Source organism: Enterococcus sp. CWB-B31 (assembly GCF_020567645.1).
In the GTDB taxonomy this organism is placed as follows: domain Bacteria; phylum Bacillota; class Bacilli; order Lactobacillales; family Enterococcaceae; genus Enterococcus_L.
The window spans coordinates 58,721-75,891 of the sequence record NZ_JAJDJW010000012.1 but is presented as its reverse complement, the minus strand read 5'-3'; the positions used below and the strand labels follow the sequence as shown (position 1 = coordinate 75,891).

Below are 17,171 nucleotides of genomic sequence, written 5' to 3'. Positions count from 1 at the left end.
GGGGGATACTTATGTTAATTAAGGATATGTTTGTAAAATCAATTGATAGGGACATTAAAGGAGTCATTAAAGTTGGTCAAAATGAAGAGGAAAATAAGAAACAAGAGTTGGAGGAATACGTAGTAACGAATGAGTTGAAAGGAAAGTTTAGAGACTTTTTTGACTCGTATAATCAAAGCATTAACCATCCAACTGATAACATTGGAGTATGGATTTCAGGCTTCTTTGGATCGGGTAAATCACATTTTTTGAAAATCTTATCTTATTTACTTGATGATACTGAAGTGGATGGAAAACATGCATTGGAGTATTTTAAAGAAGATAATAAGATTGACGATGGTATGACATTGGCTAATATGGAACGAGCCTCTAAGATTTCTTCAGACGTTATTCTTTTTAATATTGATGCAGAAAGCAAAAGTAAAGGAAATGGAGAGTCTGATAAAGATCCAATCGTTGATGTTTTTTTACGTGTATTTAATAAAATGCGAGGGTATTATGGAGGAAATCCGTATATTGCTGAAATGGAAGCACAACTTGATGAAGACAGTAAGTATGAAGAATTTCAAGAAGCTTTTCAACGAGCTGATAAAAGAGGACGCTCATGGAAAGAAAATCGGAATAAATTTAGATATGTCCAGCCAGCAATTAAACAGGCCTTAGTAGATATTGGGTATATGGATGAACAAGCTGCAGAGAATCTAATGGCTGGTATGAAAAATACATTTGAGATGTCAGCAAAAGAATTTGCTGTACTCGTTCAAAATTATTTGAAAACTAAGCCAGCAAATCACCATATAATTTTTCTGGTAGACGAGGTAAGTCAATATATTGGAAATAATTCCAGTTTGATGTTGAATCTTCAAACCATTGTGGAAGAGTTGGGAACGGCTGCAAAAGGGCAAGCGTGGGTAATTGTAACAGGGCAAGAAGCTATTGACCAATTAACAGTGATTAAAGGAAAAGATTTTTCAAAAATTCAAGGACGGTTTAGAACTAGAATTACTTTGAACTCTCATGATGTAGAAGAAGTTATTAAAAGACGAATACTGGAAAAAAATGAAAGAGCTGCCAAATCCCTTGAAGAACTTTATGAGGCCAATTCTTCATTTATTCGTAATTTAATTATATTTGAACAAGCAGCAGAAATGAAACTTTATCAATCAGGAAAAGACTTTGCGACTGTCTATCCTTTTGTGCCTTATCAGTTCAATTTACTTGGTGATGTACTTACAGCAATTAGAGAGAACTCAAGTTCAGGTAAGCATTTATCCGAAGGGGAACGTTCGTTATTGGCTTCTTTTCAAGAATCTGCTATAGGTTTCATGACTGAAGAAGAAGGAGTGCTCATTCCATTTAGTGCTTTTTATGAACCGTTGTCTAGATTCTTAGATCATGGGCACAGTACAGTTGTTGCTCATGCAAAGAAAAATAGTTTTGTAAATCCAAATAATGAAGAGAATCCTTTAACTTTACGTGTTCTTAAGGTACTATTCATGATTAAATATGTTGAGGGGATCAAGCCTAATCTAAATAATATTACAAGTATGATGGTTCAAGATATCCAAGAAGATCGATTGAAGTTACAAAAAGATGTTGAATCAGCATTGAACATTTTGCGTGAACAGCAGTATATCGAAAAAAATCTGGAAGATTATAAATTTCTTACAAACGAAGAACAAGATGTTAATCGTGAAATTCAAAAGCAGCAACCAGAATTTTCAGAAATGACAGCTGCTATTTCTAATTTACTGTTTAATGATGTATTTCCTATAAAAGATCGTTACCGTTATCCTAAGTTTAATGGTCGATACACCATTCCATTTAATGAATGGGTAGATGAAATTCCATTTAAGAATACAAATTTTGATATTTCTGTCCATATTATAACTCCTAATTCAGAGCTTTCCGGTAGAGAGGAAATGTTGCGTATGGAAAGTGCTGCTGGTAATGTATTATTTGTTGATTTACCTAATAACAACTCGTTTATTGACGAATTACGATTATCCATTCAAATTGAAAAATTTGTTCGTTATAGTAATTCTCAAGGGTCTGCTAAATTTAACAACATAAAAGCAAATAAACAACGTGAATTGACAGAACATCGCGAAAATGCTCGTAATTTTTTATTGGAAGCACTGAAAGAAGCTGATTTATACTTCAATGGTTCTAAATTGCCAATTACAAAAAAAGATATTGCGAGTCGAATGACAGAATCCTTAGAAAGTATGATCAGCCATGTTTATAATAAGCTTTCCCATATTGATACTGCGATGGAAGAGACAGATATTCGGGAACTGTTTCAACCAACTAATTCATTGATTATCGATGAGAGTATAGATACAGTGAACAGATTGGCTATCTCTGATGTAAGAGAATTTGTTGAGTTACGAAGAGTTAGTGCAAGTAGAACAAGTTTAAAAGAACTAAAGGAAAAATTTTTTAGTGCTCCATTTGGTTTTGTTGCTAAAGATATTGAATGGATTGTGTCTTATCTATTTAAAGAAGGTGAGATATCTTTATACTATAATCAAGAATTACAAAATAGTGTGACGACTCCAGTTAAGGAATTAATTGACTATATAACAAGTCAGAAAAAATCGGATAAGATTCAAATTGAAGTTCGTACAAAGGCCTCTCCACAACAAAAACGAGCAGTGATTGAGGTAGGGAATGAACTATTTAGATTCTCTGCTAGTGCCTCAAAAGATGATGACTCATTGATGAGTCAATTTAAGGACAAAGCAAGTAAACTTCTTGCTGAGATTAAAGGATTTGACAGAACTGGTTATCCTGGCCGTCTTTTCGTTCAAGAGTTTTCTCCGCTTCTAGCTCAAGTGGTATCGCTTAACAAAGCAGATGATTTTTATAAATATGTTGCAGAAAAGAAAGATGATTTCTTAGATATGGCAGATGATCTGGATGAGGTTCGGGCTTTTTACGGAAATGATGTACAGCTAAATATTTGGAAATCCAGCATAAAATACAGAGAGCTTTATAAAAATTGTGCCATGGTTATTAACGATTTGAACATTGATCAGGTTATTGAGCAAATTGGTAAAATTCTTAGAAATGTTCGCCCGTATGATTTAATTGGTATGGAGCTAAAAAAGTTAAACGATCAGTTCACACTTGTATATGATGAAAAAATAATTGAACAAAGAAAACTTGTTAAAGAGATTATTAGTTCCGAACGAGGACGAGTATTAATAGAATTAGAAACAAAATCCTTCAAAGAAAAATTGCTTAAATCAGCTATTCAAAAATTTGCTGATTTAATGGATAGAGCAGAAAAACAAGAGGACTTAGCCCTTTTGATTGGTATTCCTACGGAAGCTAGCTATGCAGCAAATCAAGTATTGAGTGAAATTACTCATGAAGAAGAACGGTTGAATCGTTTAGAGAAAGAAAAGAGAATAGGTGAAGAAACCGAAAAGGATACTGATGAGTTTAAAGTAAGAGAAGGTACGCCACCTATGAAAGTAACAAGATTTTTCCGCATGTCTCAGTTGGATATTGGTCAGTCTTGGCGTCTTGAATCAGAAGAGGATATAGACCAACAAGTTGAGTTACTGCGAAAGCAATTACTTGAAAAATTGGATGATCATTCAATTATCAATATTCAATTTTGATTGGGATTAATATAGTAAAAAAGTTTCTAAAAATGAGGTAAGACCGTTTTTTGAAGAAGTGGAAGATTGATAAGTCAACATTTTTATACTATAATTATGATATAGAGATGTTGACTTTATACATTAATTCATATTTTTTGATAAATAAAATTTGTTAGTTTGATAAAAATTTAATTTGAGGCAAAAAGAAAGGAGTTGTTATTATGAAATTGTCTATTAATATACCAAAGGAAGAGTTGGAAAAGGCAGAAGAGATTTTCAAACAATTAGGGACGACAACTGATTCTGCAGTGGAATGGTTTATTAAAACAACGATTCAAGAACAGCGACTAACTGCAATTCCTAAAAAAATTAAAAGAAATACAAAACCGATTAAATTAACTATTGATAGAGATGGTATGTTAAGACTTCCAGAAGATGCACCTAAAGAAGCGAAAGATTGGGTAGAACGTGGCTGAACAACATGATTATGGTGTATACCTTTGTTACGTTGGTTATCATGATGGAACAGGTGGGAAAGAACGACCAGTTGTAATTTTTGATGATTTAGTTGGGGAACTTCTTGCATTTGAGGTATTAGGAGTCTACTCTTATAAGAAGAAATTTGAGCGTAAAAAGTATCGGAGAAAGCTATATGAGATTAAAGACATAGACAGTGCCGGCTTGACACACCGCTCATTTATTGATGTTTCTATTTCTTATGAGGTTTCATTTAAAGATTTATTTCATGCCAAAACATTGGGGGTATTGTCACTTGATGATATTGTTGGCTTGATAAACAAATACAATGAATATCAACCTGAATAATAATCGTTAACATTCTTGCATTTAGTGAGAATGTTTTTTGTACGGTGTGTATTTTTAGTAATACTGAAGTTATGAGAGCAGAACATTAAGGAGAGCATTTATTTGTAGATTAAGTTAATAAATTTTATTCGTAATAGTAAAGAAAAATCGGTTTTTAAAAATATGTATATATAGATTCTACAAAAGATTTGGGATATGCTTTTATTTTCTTTGCCTGCACCGCAGGTAAAGCTCATTTCTTATGTAATGAATCTTTTAGAGGATTTATGTAAATAGTTGTATATAAAAATAGTATATCTGATAAAATGGAAGTAAAATACATTTTTATCTAAATATTATTCTATCAATGCACTAGTTACCTTATAAAGATGTATACCAAATTGGTAGGCTAGAATTTTTGTGTTAGCAATGGGAGGAAACTATTAATGGAAAAAACTGAACTTGATAAAACGGCTATTAAAAAGTTCGCAATTGAATCGCGCAATAAGTTACGAGAAGAAGTTATTGTAAAAGCTGGGCTATTAGGAATTTCAAGTGAAGGTGTGAAAGTACCATTAGATCGCTCTACATCTGAAATTAAATATTTTAGTGATTCAGAAAATGCATCCGGTTTTTTATCAAAAGAAATGGCACTTCGTAACAAATTAGTGAGTGAGTTGGAACGTCGCTCATCCGATATAGGCTTTGCCGAAGCTTTTGAACAGTTGGTTGAGGAAGTTGCGTATACGTGGTTTAACCGCCTAATTGCTATTCGTTTCATGGAGGTGAACAACTATCTTCCTGATGGTATTCGAGTTCTTTCATCAGTTGAGATTGGTATGGAACCAGACATTATTCGAGAGTTTGCAGATAGTTCTTTAAGAATTTCAACAGATGAGCAAACTGAATTCGTGAAATTACGTTTAGCTGGTGACGTTCAATCAATGGATAAACTATACCAGATACTGTTTATTAAACAGTGTAATGCGCTAAATGACATTTTACCACATCTATTTGAGAAAATTGAAGATTACTCGGAGTTGCTATTTGCTGCAACATATACTGATAAAGCTGGAGTTATTGCACACTTAGTAAGTGATATTCCTGAAAGCAGTTTCAATGTTTTAGAAGGTGGTCAAGTTGAAATCATTGGTTGGTTGTATCAATATTACAATACTGAGCCAAAAGCAAAAGTATTTGCCCGTCCTAAAACTCAAAAAATCAGGAAAGAAGAAATACCCGCAGCAACACAGTTATTTACTCCAGATTGGATTGTTCGTTATATGGTTGAAAATTCATTAGGACGCTTCTATATTGATCAGAAATTAGCTGATCCTTCTGAAAAGCGTACAGAAAAAGAAATTGCCGATGGATTTGACTGGAAATACTACCTCCCATCAGCAGAACAACCAGAAGAAGTGCAGATACAACTCTTAGCTGAACGCCAAGAAAATATTGTTATCGCTCTACAAGAACTAAAATTGATTGATAATGCCATGGGATCTGGACATGTACTTGTCTATGCTTTTGATGTATTTATGTCGCTATATATCGCTGAAGGTTATAATCAGCGTGAAGCTGCAGAAAGTATTATTAAGAATAATCTGTTTGGTTTGGAAATTGATAAGCGTGCGTATCAATTAGCTTATTTTGCAATTATGATGAAAGCTCGCCAATACAATCGACGTATTTTATCGAAAAAAAATGAACTAAATTTAAAAGAATTTATCGAATTAAAAAAAATTCCTGAAGAATACTGGCAACGAATTCAAGGACAGAGCCATTACGATTTTAATCAAGCTAAGGAAATCATATTAGAGATTGAAGAAATCATAGAACCTTTCAAATATTCTAAAGAATACGGCTCTATAATTAAACTAGAAAATGTTACAACAGAAAAATTGAATATATGGAAAAATTTTATCTCTGTTCTTGATGATGAGTTCACAGGAATGGATATACTTTATGCTGTATCAGAAACACATGAAAAACTAAGTAAAACTTTCGATTTAATTTCTATCTTAATTCAGAAATATGAAGCTGCGGTAACCAATCCACCTTATTTAAATAAGATGAGTAAGCGATTAGGTGACTATATTGCTAAAAATCATAAAGACGTTAAAACAGATCTATTTTCAGTTTTTATCAAACATAATTCTGATATGTTAGCACCAGCAGGTTATGCAGGCTATATGACTCCTTTTGTTTGGATGTTTATAAAGTCTTATGAAAAACTTAGAGGTTATCTAATTAAGAACAAGAGCATCAACAGCTTAATTCAGATGGAGTATTCCGCTTTTGAAGAAGCTACCGTTCCCATATGTGCATTTACAATCAAGAATAGTTTAAATGAAAACGTTGGGAGTTTCTTTAAGCTTTCAGATTTTCGAGGTGGTATGAAAGTACAAAATGAAAAAGTACTTGAAGCTATCAAAAATCCTACTGTTAGCTATTTCTACCAAACCAACCAGGAAAACTTCAAAAAAATTCCTGGAATGCCGATATCGTATTGGGTAAGCGAAAACTTGATTCAAATTTATGAAAATAATGAGCAACTATATATCTATACAATTTCTGATGGTCAAAATATAACTGCTAATAACAATAAATATCTTCGAAACATTTGGGAAGTAACTTATAATAAGATTGACACAACAAATAATAGGTGGAAAGTCTATGCTAAGGGAGGAGCTTTTCGAAAATGGTACGGAAATCTTGAATATTTTGTTGATTGGTCACCTGAAGCAAGAAAGTTTTATTCACAAAATTCCTCAGCACGTATTATCAAAGAAACATATTGGAATCGTTTAGGAATAAGCTGGACTCTTATTTCTTCAGCGCAACCAAGTTTCAGAGTGTTACCTGAAGGAGCGACTTTTGATAAGGGAGGATCATCAATTTTCTTACAAGATAATAATAATTTTGAAGTTATCTTAGGGTTACTAAATTCATCTGTTACTAAATACTTATTAGATATGATGGCACCAACATTAAATTATCAAGTGAATGATATTAGGTCAATTCCATTTGTAAAAAAGTTGCTTGATCATAGTCAATTAAAAGATTTAGTACGAGAAAATATTGAGCTATCTAAATCAGATTGGGATATGCAAGAGACTTCATTAGATTATTTGGAAGATCCGCTATTGGAATTTGGAGACGGGGAAATATCAGAAAGAATAAAAAAATTAGAAGTTAATATAAATAAAAAATACAATGCAATCAAAAAGAACGAAGAGCAGATAAACAAAATAGTATCAGAAATGTATAATTTAACTAATGATGTTAAAATAGCTGTTTCTGAAAAAGATATCTCAATTTCTATACCGAATCAAAAAATAGAAGTAATGAACTTAATTTCTTATGTTATCGGCTGTATATTAGGACGCTATTCATTTGATAAAGATAGGAGTATAGACACTGATTACAAATTAAACATAATCAAATATCCCACCCCTATTAGGGATAATATTTTAATAATTTGTGAAGATAATTACTTCGAAGATAGTCAATTTGATATTGTCAATTTATTTAATTACTTTATAGAGATTATTTTCGGGAAACCGAATTTAGAAAAAAATATTCAATTCATTGCTGATACCTTAGGTGGTAATGGGTCTAAAGAAGAGATAATTCGAAGTTATTTTGTAAAACATTTTTACAAAAATCATTTAAAAATGTTTAAAAAACGTCCGATTTACTGGGAATTTTCTAGCGGAAAAGAAAATGGATTCAAAGCTCTTGTTTATATGCATCGGATAAATTCTGAAACTCTTTCTATACTCAGAGTTGAATATCTCCACAAAGTACAAAAGAGTTATGAAAATAGAATCGAACAGTTACAATCACAAATTAGACAGTCTGAATCCTCCGCTGATAAAAATATTTATAACAAAGAACTTACCAAAGTGAAAAAGCAATATGAAGAAACAAAAATATATGATGCGAAACTTGGGCATTTGGCCAATTTAAGAACTAGCATTGATCTTGATGATGGGGTAATTTATAATTACAATAAGATTCAAACTGATGAAAAAGGAAACAATTTGAATATCCTTTCAAAAAGAGGGTAGTTTAAAAAGGTCTGTGACAGTAGTATGTCCAGAACCCTTAAAACCGAATAAATGGTGTTCCAAAGCCCCTCCATGCTTCGAGGATCGGAACGAAGTGTAGTGTAGTGAGAATCGTAGACGCAGAAGCAGCTCTCTCGGAAATAAGCCGAATGATCTCCAAAATATAGAAAGTTATTTTCGGATTATCCTTCTTATTTCTCAGAGCTGAACTCTTCTGTCACGACCGCTCTTATTTTATTTAAGTTTTGTCATGATTTGAATTATATTACCATGTTCATCTGTTTGAAGTTTGTTATGATTAGCTACCACGCCATCATCTAGGTTTAAATCAATTTTTAAATTAGAAAGATGCCCTAACTTAGCATCGTAGTCCTTAGTTTCCTGATACTGCAGTTGAATTTTTTTCAGTTTTTTCGTATATGAATTCTTATCGGTCGCACTTGTAGAATTTTCAATCTGGTTCTCTAATTGCTGAATAGCAGTTTCATATTGTCTTTGTATCTGATGTAAATAGTCTACACGTAATACACTTAAAGTTTCTGGTTGATAACGGTGCAAATAGATTAATGCTTTAAAACCATTATGTTTGCCGCTGTTAAACTCCCAATAAATTGGTCTATTTCCTGAACCAGTTACACTATAAAATTTCTTATGATCATTAAAGAAGTCTTTTTCAAAATAGTGACGGAGAATCTCTTGACTTGTACCTCGTCCGCCTAATATATCAGTAATAAATTGGAGGTTCTCTTGTAATTTTTCTTTACCGAATACAGTTGATATAAACTCAATGAACCGATTTACAATATCTATAGAACTTTCTTCAAGATACTGATTATTGCTGATTATCAAAATATTATCTTTGCAAGGAAAAAATCTTTTATATTTTCCCATAGAAAATTCTCCGCCTGCATATATGATACCATCTTTATCCAAAGAATAACGACCAAACATACAACCTACCGCATATTGAATAAAGTGTTTTATATCTCGAATGTGATCTATATCATTCAATGTTATAGAATCTTCAGAAGTTAATGAAGATAAGTCATTTTCCATTTGATACATCTCAGTGAATTCTTTGCTAAATTCTTCTTCAATTTCATACAGTCTTTTCTTTGATTTTTTTAGATAGCAATCTAGCTTATTTTGTGCATCATTAATATTATTTGATGAAAAAAGTAAATAAGGATGTCTTGAATTATTCCATGAACTCTCAAATAACTCCCAATCATTTTTCGAAATATTTACTGCTTCTTTTGTATTGTCAATAATTATTTGTTTATTCATTTTTGAAAAGAGAACTGGAAATGATTGGAAATTACCAATTTGTAAATGCATGGTAGGGTTTGTTATTTTAAAAATATAATTGGCAACTGGTGAATTCATTAATCCTAACAAATAAAAAAGATTATCTAAATCACCTGGAAAGGCTGACATGCCAGTTACATCGTGTATACTTCCTGAATCACGATATCTTAATGAGAAGTTGCCACTTGTAATATCTGACCATGTTATCGCTTCTCTGAAGTAATAATTTGGATTTCTAACTACAGAGCGTTGCTTTCCATTATCATCTGTAAAGTTTCGGATTTCCTCCCCATCATTTTTCCAATTCACAACGTAATCATAGTTACCATACCAACGACGAAATGAACCGCCTTTATTGTATGGAAACCACTTTTTACCTGAGGCAACTGAGTCAGCTATGGAAGTGGCATCAAACTTGATATCATGGATATCTACTTCCCACCAGAGTCTTAAAAATCGATTATTATCAGCCGTGGCAAGTCCTTGCTTTGGTTCAACTATCTGATCCATACGCTCTCCAATGGCAAAATCCCTAATCAAGTTTTCGCTTACCCAATACGATATCGGTATTCCAGGAATTTTTTTGAAGTTTTCCTGGTTGATTTGGTAAATAAACTCAACTGTCCTATTTTTAACAGCTTCTTTCATCTGTAGTTCCTTAGTCTTGTGATCACCAAAATCTACTAAGCGTACATAAGTACCGAAATAATCAGGGTGTTTTATGGGCTGAATCACGAATGCAGTAGTCTGTACAACTTCACCACCAATTTCTTCAAAAGCCCTAGTTCCCAAATGAACCATATTTATAATTGTTTGGCGATTGACTTTACTGCGAAGTTTTTCAAAACTTGATAGAAACATCCAAGCATGTTGAGTAATCATTGCATAGTAACCTGTATCCTTAGTGAGCCTTTCAGCTAATTCAATAAAAATAGCAAACATATCACTTTTACTATCAGAATATTGCTTCTTTACAAAATCACTTAATACTTTATTCATCCCTGAACTACCCATATACGGAGGATTTGTGATTGTACATTCATATTTTTGATTTAAAACTTTTGCAACTTTTATCATTGATTTGACTGTTTGATCGTAGAATGAAAGTTGTCCATTCTCCTCATTATATACAGAATCAAGATTTTCAAAATCAATGTCTTCAAAATGAATAAGAGAACCTAAATCTTGACTTTTGCTAAAACCATTGATTAATTGTGTCAAATCTTCAATTCCCTTTTCATAATTATTAAAATTATGAGCTAAAAGCAAAGGATCAGCTAAACCAATGATATCAGGAATAGCATAAACATTCGGACTAATCTTTTTTGTTAAAATACGACGATTATATTCTCTACCTTTCATCATCAAAGCAAACGAAGCTAGCTGAAAGGCACGTTTATCAATATCTAATCCAAATAAGTTGTTTTTCAAAATACTTTCAGCTGCTTGTCGAGAATTCTCTCCTTCCGCAAGATACAACTGCATAAAAACCTCAAAAGCATAGACTAAAATGTGTCCTGACCCCATTGATGGATCGATCAATTTTAGTTCTTGTAGAGCGATAACAGTATTTTCTTGGCGTTCAGCTAAGAGTTGTATCTGCACTTCTTCTGGTTGTTCTGCTGATGGGAGGTAGTATCTATTAAGCTAAAGCCTCGTTTAGAAAGCCTAATACTAGATCTGTTTCTCGTGCTTCCATTTCTCTGATTAAATGTAAATAGATTGCTTGTGTAGTTGTTGTGTTACTGTGCCCGAGTCGACGAGAAACAGTCATAATGTTGACCCCTTTAAAAAGGAGTATAGATGCGTGGGTATGTCTTAATCCGTGAAAAGAAATGATATCAATTTCTAATTTTTGACAAAGGTTTTGTAGATAACGATTAATAGTCATGCTGGCTGGAACGGAACCACAGCTGTTTGCACAGATTAATTGTGTTGAATTTAATTTAGTATGTTCATTTTTATAGAGTAATGCTAAGTTTTTTACTGTATGCTCATCAATATCAATAAAACGAATTGAACTATAGTTTTTAGTGGCTTGAAAACCAGTATGATATTTATAGTCCCATGTTTTATTAACATGGATCTGATTTGATTTAAAATGTATGTCATTCCAGGTTAAACCTAAAACTTCAGCATATCGCATGCCAGTTACCGCAGAGAGATAAATAATGAGGTTCATATTATTAGCTGTTAAATTTTCTGAAGTGTAATTAACTATTTTTTGCCAATCAGCCAAATTCAAGTATTTGGATTTACGATTAACTTTATTTTTGCCAGTCACAATCGCTTTACGGGTGGGATCAACAAGAATAATTTGTTCATCGACAGCATCAAGTAACGAAGCACGAATTTGTTTGTGAAAACAGGCAGTCGTTAATTTGGAGTGAGTTTTTGCGTACTCATTCAGTACTTTTTGATAGGAAACTCGATTGATGGTTTCTAAAGTTTTTTCACCAAAAAACTCTTGAATTTGTCGATGTGTATTCTGGTATTTCACATAAGTAACGTAAGATACAACCGGTTTTCTAAATGTTTGCATCCAATGTAAAAAGTAGTCTGCTAAAGTTGTTGTTTTTGAGTAAAATTGATTCATTAAAACTCTCCTTTATTAATTTATTTGTTTATAATGTCAAATAAGAGTTTAAACGTTTAGAAAAAAATAATAAAGGTCGGAAAAATAGAAAAAAAACGTTATAATGAAAAAGATAGAGAAAAAGTGGAGGTGGAAGTTTTGAGTAATCAAACCTTACCGCAAATTGCAGAAAAATTGAATGAAGAATTTGATAGTTCTCAGAAAAAGATTATATTTTGGTATGATAAAAATAAAGAGTTTGAGGAAGATATTGCTTTACTTAAAGAGTTGCTGCATGCTGAGATATTTTTTTTAGAAAAGAGAGGACAATTAAAAGCAAAAGTTTATATAACAAAAGAACATCCAGAAGAAAATTTTTTAGTGTATGCGCCGTTTGAAAAACCAGAATTAAAGAAAAATTTATTTGCTGATATGCTTCATTATGGAAAGGAGTTTCATGCAGATCGACTTTCTATGATTATAACTGAACATGGAATTCAACCCGAGCTGAGGTATATTCTGGAAAAAAATACTAAATTCTTTGATAATAAATCTCGCTGGAGTCGTTTTGATAAATTTATTGAGCACGATCCAACTGAGGAGCAGATAAAACTCAGTTTACTTGCTTCGCTTGCTAAGGTGAGAGATGTAGCTACACTAGAAAGTATTTTAATAACTGTTTTAACAAGTGATGCTATAGAGAATAATAGTGTATTGACTGAGTTCGATAAATTTGATTTAGAGGAGGTGTTTTGGGAAGAAGTTGGTAGAGTGTTTGGCTTTTATCATCCAACGCCTACTCTTAATCGATTAGTTATTGCTATGTATTTAAATTACTTCCATTTTTTAATGAGCGGCGCCCATAAAGAACTTCCTGAAAGTTATTCTGAATTTCAAATGAAAAGACTTGGGAATTTAGGTGTTTTCATGAGTAATATGAAAAATAATGTACAGATGTCTGCACGTTTTGATGAACTTGCTGAAGAAGTGTTTCAAAAGATTAAGGGAGCTGAGCTGCTGAAAAACACTGTACCCGATACATTGGTTGAAAATGATGTTTTTTATGAAATTGACGAGTATTTAATTAAATGGGCAACAGATCGACTGGTTCATGGAGACTATCAGATAAAAGTATCAGGTTTAACTATACATGGACTGTCACATAAACGCATACAATTGCATTTTGGTGAACGAGTGAAAAATCACTATAAGATGTTAAAACATGCTTGGTATCTTGTTCAGCTGGTTGATAAAGAGTATCCAGAGCATGCCGAGGAGATTGTTTCAACTTATGAATCAGAAGATTTTCAAATAGATATGCATTATCGTAAATTTTATTATTACTTTGACCTTTTGGAAGAAGAACTGAAGGAGCAAAGTGCTGATTTAAGAAAACGCATAGAAAATTTATACAACTATAAATTTTTAGAACAAATAAATAAAGCTTGGAGTAGTTCTTTCAACTATCTTGAAATAGCCAAGAATATTCCCTTACAACGGGATTTTTATAAAAATATTGTTAGAGAATATAAAGGGAAAGTAGTTGTAATTATTTCTGATGCATTACGTTATGAAGCAGTAAAAGAGTTGAAAAAAAGAATGACGGCAGACATCCGAAACTCTTTAAAGATGTCTTCAATGTTGAGTACGTTGCCGTCAATTACTAAAATAGGCAAAGCAGCATTACTTCCTAATCATGAAATTAGCTTGACGGATTCTTATAAAGTGTTGGTTGATGGACTCCCCACAGACTCAACTATTGAACGAGAAAAAATTCTACAAGTTAATTCTTCAGGTGCTAGAGCAGTAAACTATAAAGAGGTCGTCAACTTAAAGAGAGATGATATGCGCAGCTATTTTCGTGATCAAACAGCAGAAGTAATTTATATCTATCATGATTCAGTTGATGCTATTGGGGATAAGTCGTCAACTGAAGATACTGTTTTTGAAGCTACTGAACGTGCAATCATTGAAATTCAAGGGTTGATTGAGAAATTTTTCAATACACTTTCTATTGCAAATTTTGTTGTAACAAGTGATCATGGTTATATTTATAAGCGGGACCCTATTGAAGAAGCAGCAAAACTTGAAAATCCTAAAAAAGTGAGCGATGAAGATGGTCGTCGCTACATTATTTCAGAACATAAATATGATCGAGTAGGTATCCATTCGGTTCCTATGAAGGATATACTTGGAAATAATGATCAAAGATACATTAGTCTTCCGAAGACAACGACTATCTTCAAGAAGCCTGGTGGTGGGCAAAACTATGTGCATGGTGGAGCATCCATACAAGAGATGTTGATTCCTGTTTTAGAAATTAGACGGGAACGTGGACAATATGAAAATCATAGGGCAAGTATTCGATTACTGACAGGCCAACGTACTGTTTCTAATTTATTTACTAATCTTGAATTTATACAATCAGATATTGTTGGTAGTGGAATTCTACCTTCAAAATATGCTTTATACTTTGAAGCAAAAGATGGTGAAAAAATTTCTGATAACCAAATTTATTTAGCGAATAATCAATCAGTAGCTCCTAATGATCGTATGTTTCGTATGAATTTTCAGCTGAAAGAAAAAGCATATGATAAGAGCCAATCGTATTATTTTGTCATCTACGATTTGGTGAATGAAGTTATTTTTGAAAGACATGAATTTCATATTGATATTGCTTTTTCTGGAGGATTTGGATTTGATATTTGAGGTAGGTGAAACTGATGCAAGAAATAATTTTGAATAAATTAGTGGAATTTTTCCCTGGCAAGTATGTACGTAAAGATTTAACCAAGAAGATTAAAGAAGGAGCGAATGTTCCTGTCTATGTTCTAGAATATTTGCTTGGGATGTATGCGTCTTCTTTAGATGAAGCCTCTATAGAAAAAGGTGTTGAAAATGTAAAAAAAATATTAGAACGCAATTACGTTCGTCCAGATGAAGCAGAAAAAGTTATTTCACGAATTCGCGAAAATGGCGGCTATACAGTGATTGATAAAGTAACAGTTACACTGAATCCAAGAAAAGATCAGTATGAAGCAGAATTTTCGAATCTAGGTTTACACGGAGTGTTTATACCAGATGAATACCCAAAACAGTTTGATCGTTTATTGGGAGGAGGGATTTGGTGTATTGTCAATATGGAATATTGGTTTGATGAAAATGATCCATATAAGAGTCCGTTTATTGCCAAGAAGGTAACCCCTATTCAGATGCCAGGTTTAAATATGGATGATGTGAGATTGGCAAGAGCACAGTTTTCTGATGCAGAGTGGATTGATTTAGTTCTTCGCTCTGTTGGAATGGAACCTACACATTTTGATGAGAGAGTAAAGTGGTTACACTTAGCACGATTAATTCCTCTAATAGAAAATAATTTTAATTTGTGTGAACTTGGACCTCGTGGAACGGGAAAATCACATGTTTATAAAGAAATCTCACCTAACTCTATTCTTATATCAGGTGGTCAAACAACAGTTGCGAATTTATTTTATAACATGGCCTCTAAGCAAATTGGGTTAGTAGGACTTTGGGATTGCGTTGCTTTTGATGAAGTGGCAGGCATTACCTTTAAAGATAAAGATGGTGTACAAATTATGAAAGATTACATGGCTTCGGGTTCCTTTGCACGTGGTAAAGAAGAGAAGAATGCGATGGCTTCAATGGTTTTTGTTGGTAATATTAATCAAAGTGTTGATGTAATACTTCAAACTTCAAATTTGTTTGAACCGTTTCCAGAAGTGATGGGTATGGACACAGCATTCTTGGATCGGATGCACTGTTATATTCCTGGTTGGGAAATTCCTAAATATCGTCCAGACTTTTTCACAAATGATTATGGTTTGATTACTGATTATTTTTCTGAAGTAATGCGAGAACTTCGTAAAGTAAGTTTTGCTGATGCTATTGATAAGTATTTTAAATTAGGAACTCAGTTAAATCAGCGAGATACTATTGCTGTCAAAAAAATGGTTTCAGGGTTAATGAAATTGATTTACCCTCATGGAGAATACACAAAGGAAAATGTTGAAAAAATTCTTCGATTTTCAATTGAGATGCGACGGCGTGTGAAAGAACAACTGAAAAAAATTGGTGGGATGGAATTCTATGATGTTCAGCTTTCGTATATCGATGTAGAGGAAGAACGAGAGGAATATGTCTCAGTTCCAGAACAAGGAAGTGGAACGCTTATTCCAGATGGTTTTTCTTCGCCGGGTCAGTTGTATACAGTTGGAATCGGAAAGAATGGTCAGTTAGGTGTTTATAAACTTGAATCACAAATGATTACAGGAAATGGTAAATTTAGTCATACTGGTTTGGGTAGTGATCGTGAAGCTAAAGAAGCTATGAAAAATGCTTTTAATTATATGAAAGCCAATGCTTCTTCAATTTCGAATGCGATTAGTTTAACAACCAAAGATTATTTGGTAACTGCACAGGACTTAAAAGGTGTTGGAATGACAACTACTTTACAATTAGCCACAGAGATTGCAATTAGTTCTATTGGTTTAGGAAAGGCAGTCCAGCCTAGTATGGTTGTGATTGGAGACATTACTATTGGAGGAAGTGTGAAAAAAGCAGAGGATCTTGCTGGTGCACTTCAGGTTGCTTTAGATGCTGGAGCTAAAAAAGTATTGATTCCAATGGCTAGTATGATAGACTTGGGAGCTGTGCCTGGCGATTTGATGGGAGCATTTGATTTATTGCCATATAGCGATGCTAGAAGTGCTATTTATAAAGCTCTTGGTGTGGATTAACATTCTAAAAAAACTAGGGCATGTCTGAAAAGTTAGTGGA

7 protein-coding genes and 1 pseudogene are annotated in these 17,171 nt (G+C 32.9%); 6 read left to right on the top strand and 2 right to left on the bottom strand.

Going from position 1 to position 17,171, the window contains the following annotated elements; genetic code table 11:
• Positions 1-11 precede the first annotated feature (11 nt).
• From brxC to pglX (LI954_RS11365), 4 genes are all read left to right on the top strand, one after another.
• A complete protein-coding gene (gene brxC, locus LI954_RS11380; protein WP_229444528.1) occupies positions 12-3,632 on the top strand; it encodes a BREX system P-loop protein BrxC in 3,621 nt (1,206 codons plus the stop codon).
• Between the two features lie 203 nt (positions 3,633-3,835).
• Positions 3,836-4,090 (top strand): hypothetical protein, encoded by a 255-nt coding sequence (locus tag LI954_RS11375; RefSeq protein ID WP_229444527.1) that lies wholly within the window; start codon positions 3,836-3,838, stop codon positions 4,088-4,090.
• On the top strand, positions 4,083-4,439 hold the full coding sequence (locus LI954_RS11370) for a hypothetical protein (protein ID WP_229444526.1): 357 nt from the start codon (positions 4,083-4,085) through the stop codon (positions 4,437-4,439). Before LI954_RS11375 ends, LI954_RS11370 begins: the two co-directional genes overlap by 8 nt.
• Before the next feature lie 425 nt (positions 4,440-4,864).
• Positions 4,865-8,491, top strand: a complete 3,627-nt coding sequence (pglX, locus tag LI954_RS11365) for a BREX-1 system adenine-specific DNA-methyltransferase PglX (RefSeq protein ID WP_229444525.1) — start codon at positions 4,865-4,867, stop codon at positions 8,489-8,491.
• Between the two features lie 234 nt (positions 8,492-8,725).
• Here the strand turns inward: pglX (LI954_RS11365) and pglX (LI954_RS11360) are convergent.
• Together pglX (LI954_RS11360) and LI954_RS11355 are read right to left on the bottom strand one after the other, a co-directional pair.
• Positions 8,726-11,428 (bottom strand): annotated as a pseudogene (pglX, locus tag LI954_RS11360) (BREX-1 system adenine-specific DNA-methyltransferase PglX); the annotation flags it as partial.
• 13 nt (positions 11,429-11,441) lie between these two features.
• A complete protein-coding gene (locus LI954_RS11355; protein WP_229444523.1) occupies positions 11,442-12,395 on the bottom strand; it encodes a tyrosine-type recombinase/integrase in 954 nt (317 codons plus the stop codon).
• A gap of 138 nt (positions 12,396-12,533) precedes the next feature.
• Here LI954_RS11355 and pglZ point away from each other — a divergent pair, with 138 nt between their 5' ends.
• Positions 12,534-15,083 carry a BREX-1 system phosphatase PglZ type A gene (gene pglZ, locus LI954_RS11350; protein ID WP_229444522.1) on the top strand — a complete coding sequence of 850 codons (2,550 nt, stop codon included), beginning with the start codon at positions 12,534-12,536 and terminating at the stop codon, positions 15,081-15,083.
• Between the two features lie 14 nt (positions 15,084-15,097).
• Entirely contained in the window at positions 15,098-17,131 is a 2,034-nt protein-coding gene (gene brxL, locus LI954_RS11345; RefSeq protein WP_229444521.1) for a protease Lon-related BREX system protein BrxL, read from the top strand.
• Positions 17,132-17,171 lie beyond the last annotated feature (40 nt).

Excerpts from the sequence above, each read along its gene's own strand:
- brxC (WP_229444528.1), top strand. The coding sequence starts at position 12 with ATGTTAATTAAGGATATGTTTGTAAAATCAATTGATAGGGACATTAAA.
- LI954_RS11375 (WP_229444527.1), top strand. The coding sequence starts at position 3,836 with ATGAAATTGTCTATTAATATACCAAAGGAAGAGTTGGAAAAGGCAGAA.
- pglX (WP_229444525.1), top strand. The coding sequence starts at position 4,865 with ATGGAAAAAACTGAACTTGATAAAACGGCTATTAAAAAGTTCGCAATT.
- LI954_RS11355 (WP_229444523.1), bottom strand. The coding sequence starts at position 12,395 with ATGAATCAATTTTACTCAAAAACAACAACTTTAGCAGACTACTTTTTA.
- brxL (WP_229444521.1), top strand. The coding sequence starts at position 15,098 with ATGCAAGAAATAATTTTGAATAAATTAGTGGAATTTTTCCCTGGCAAG.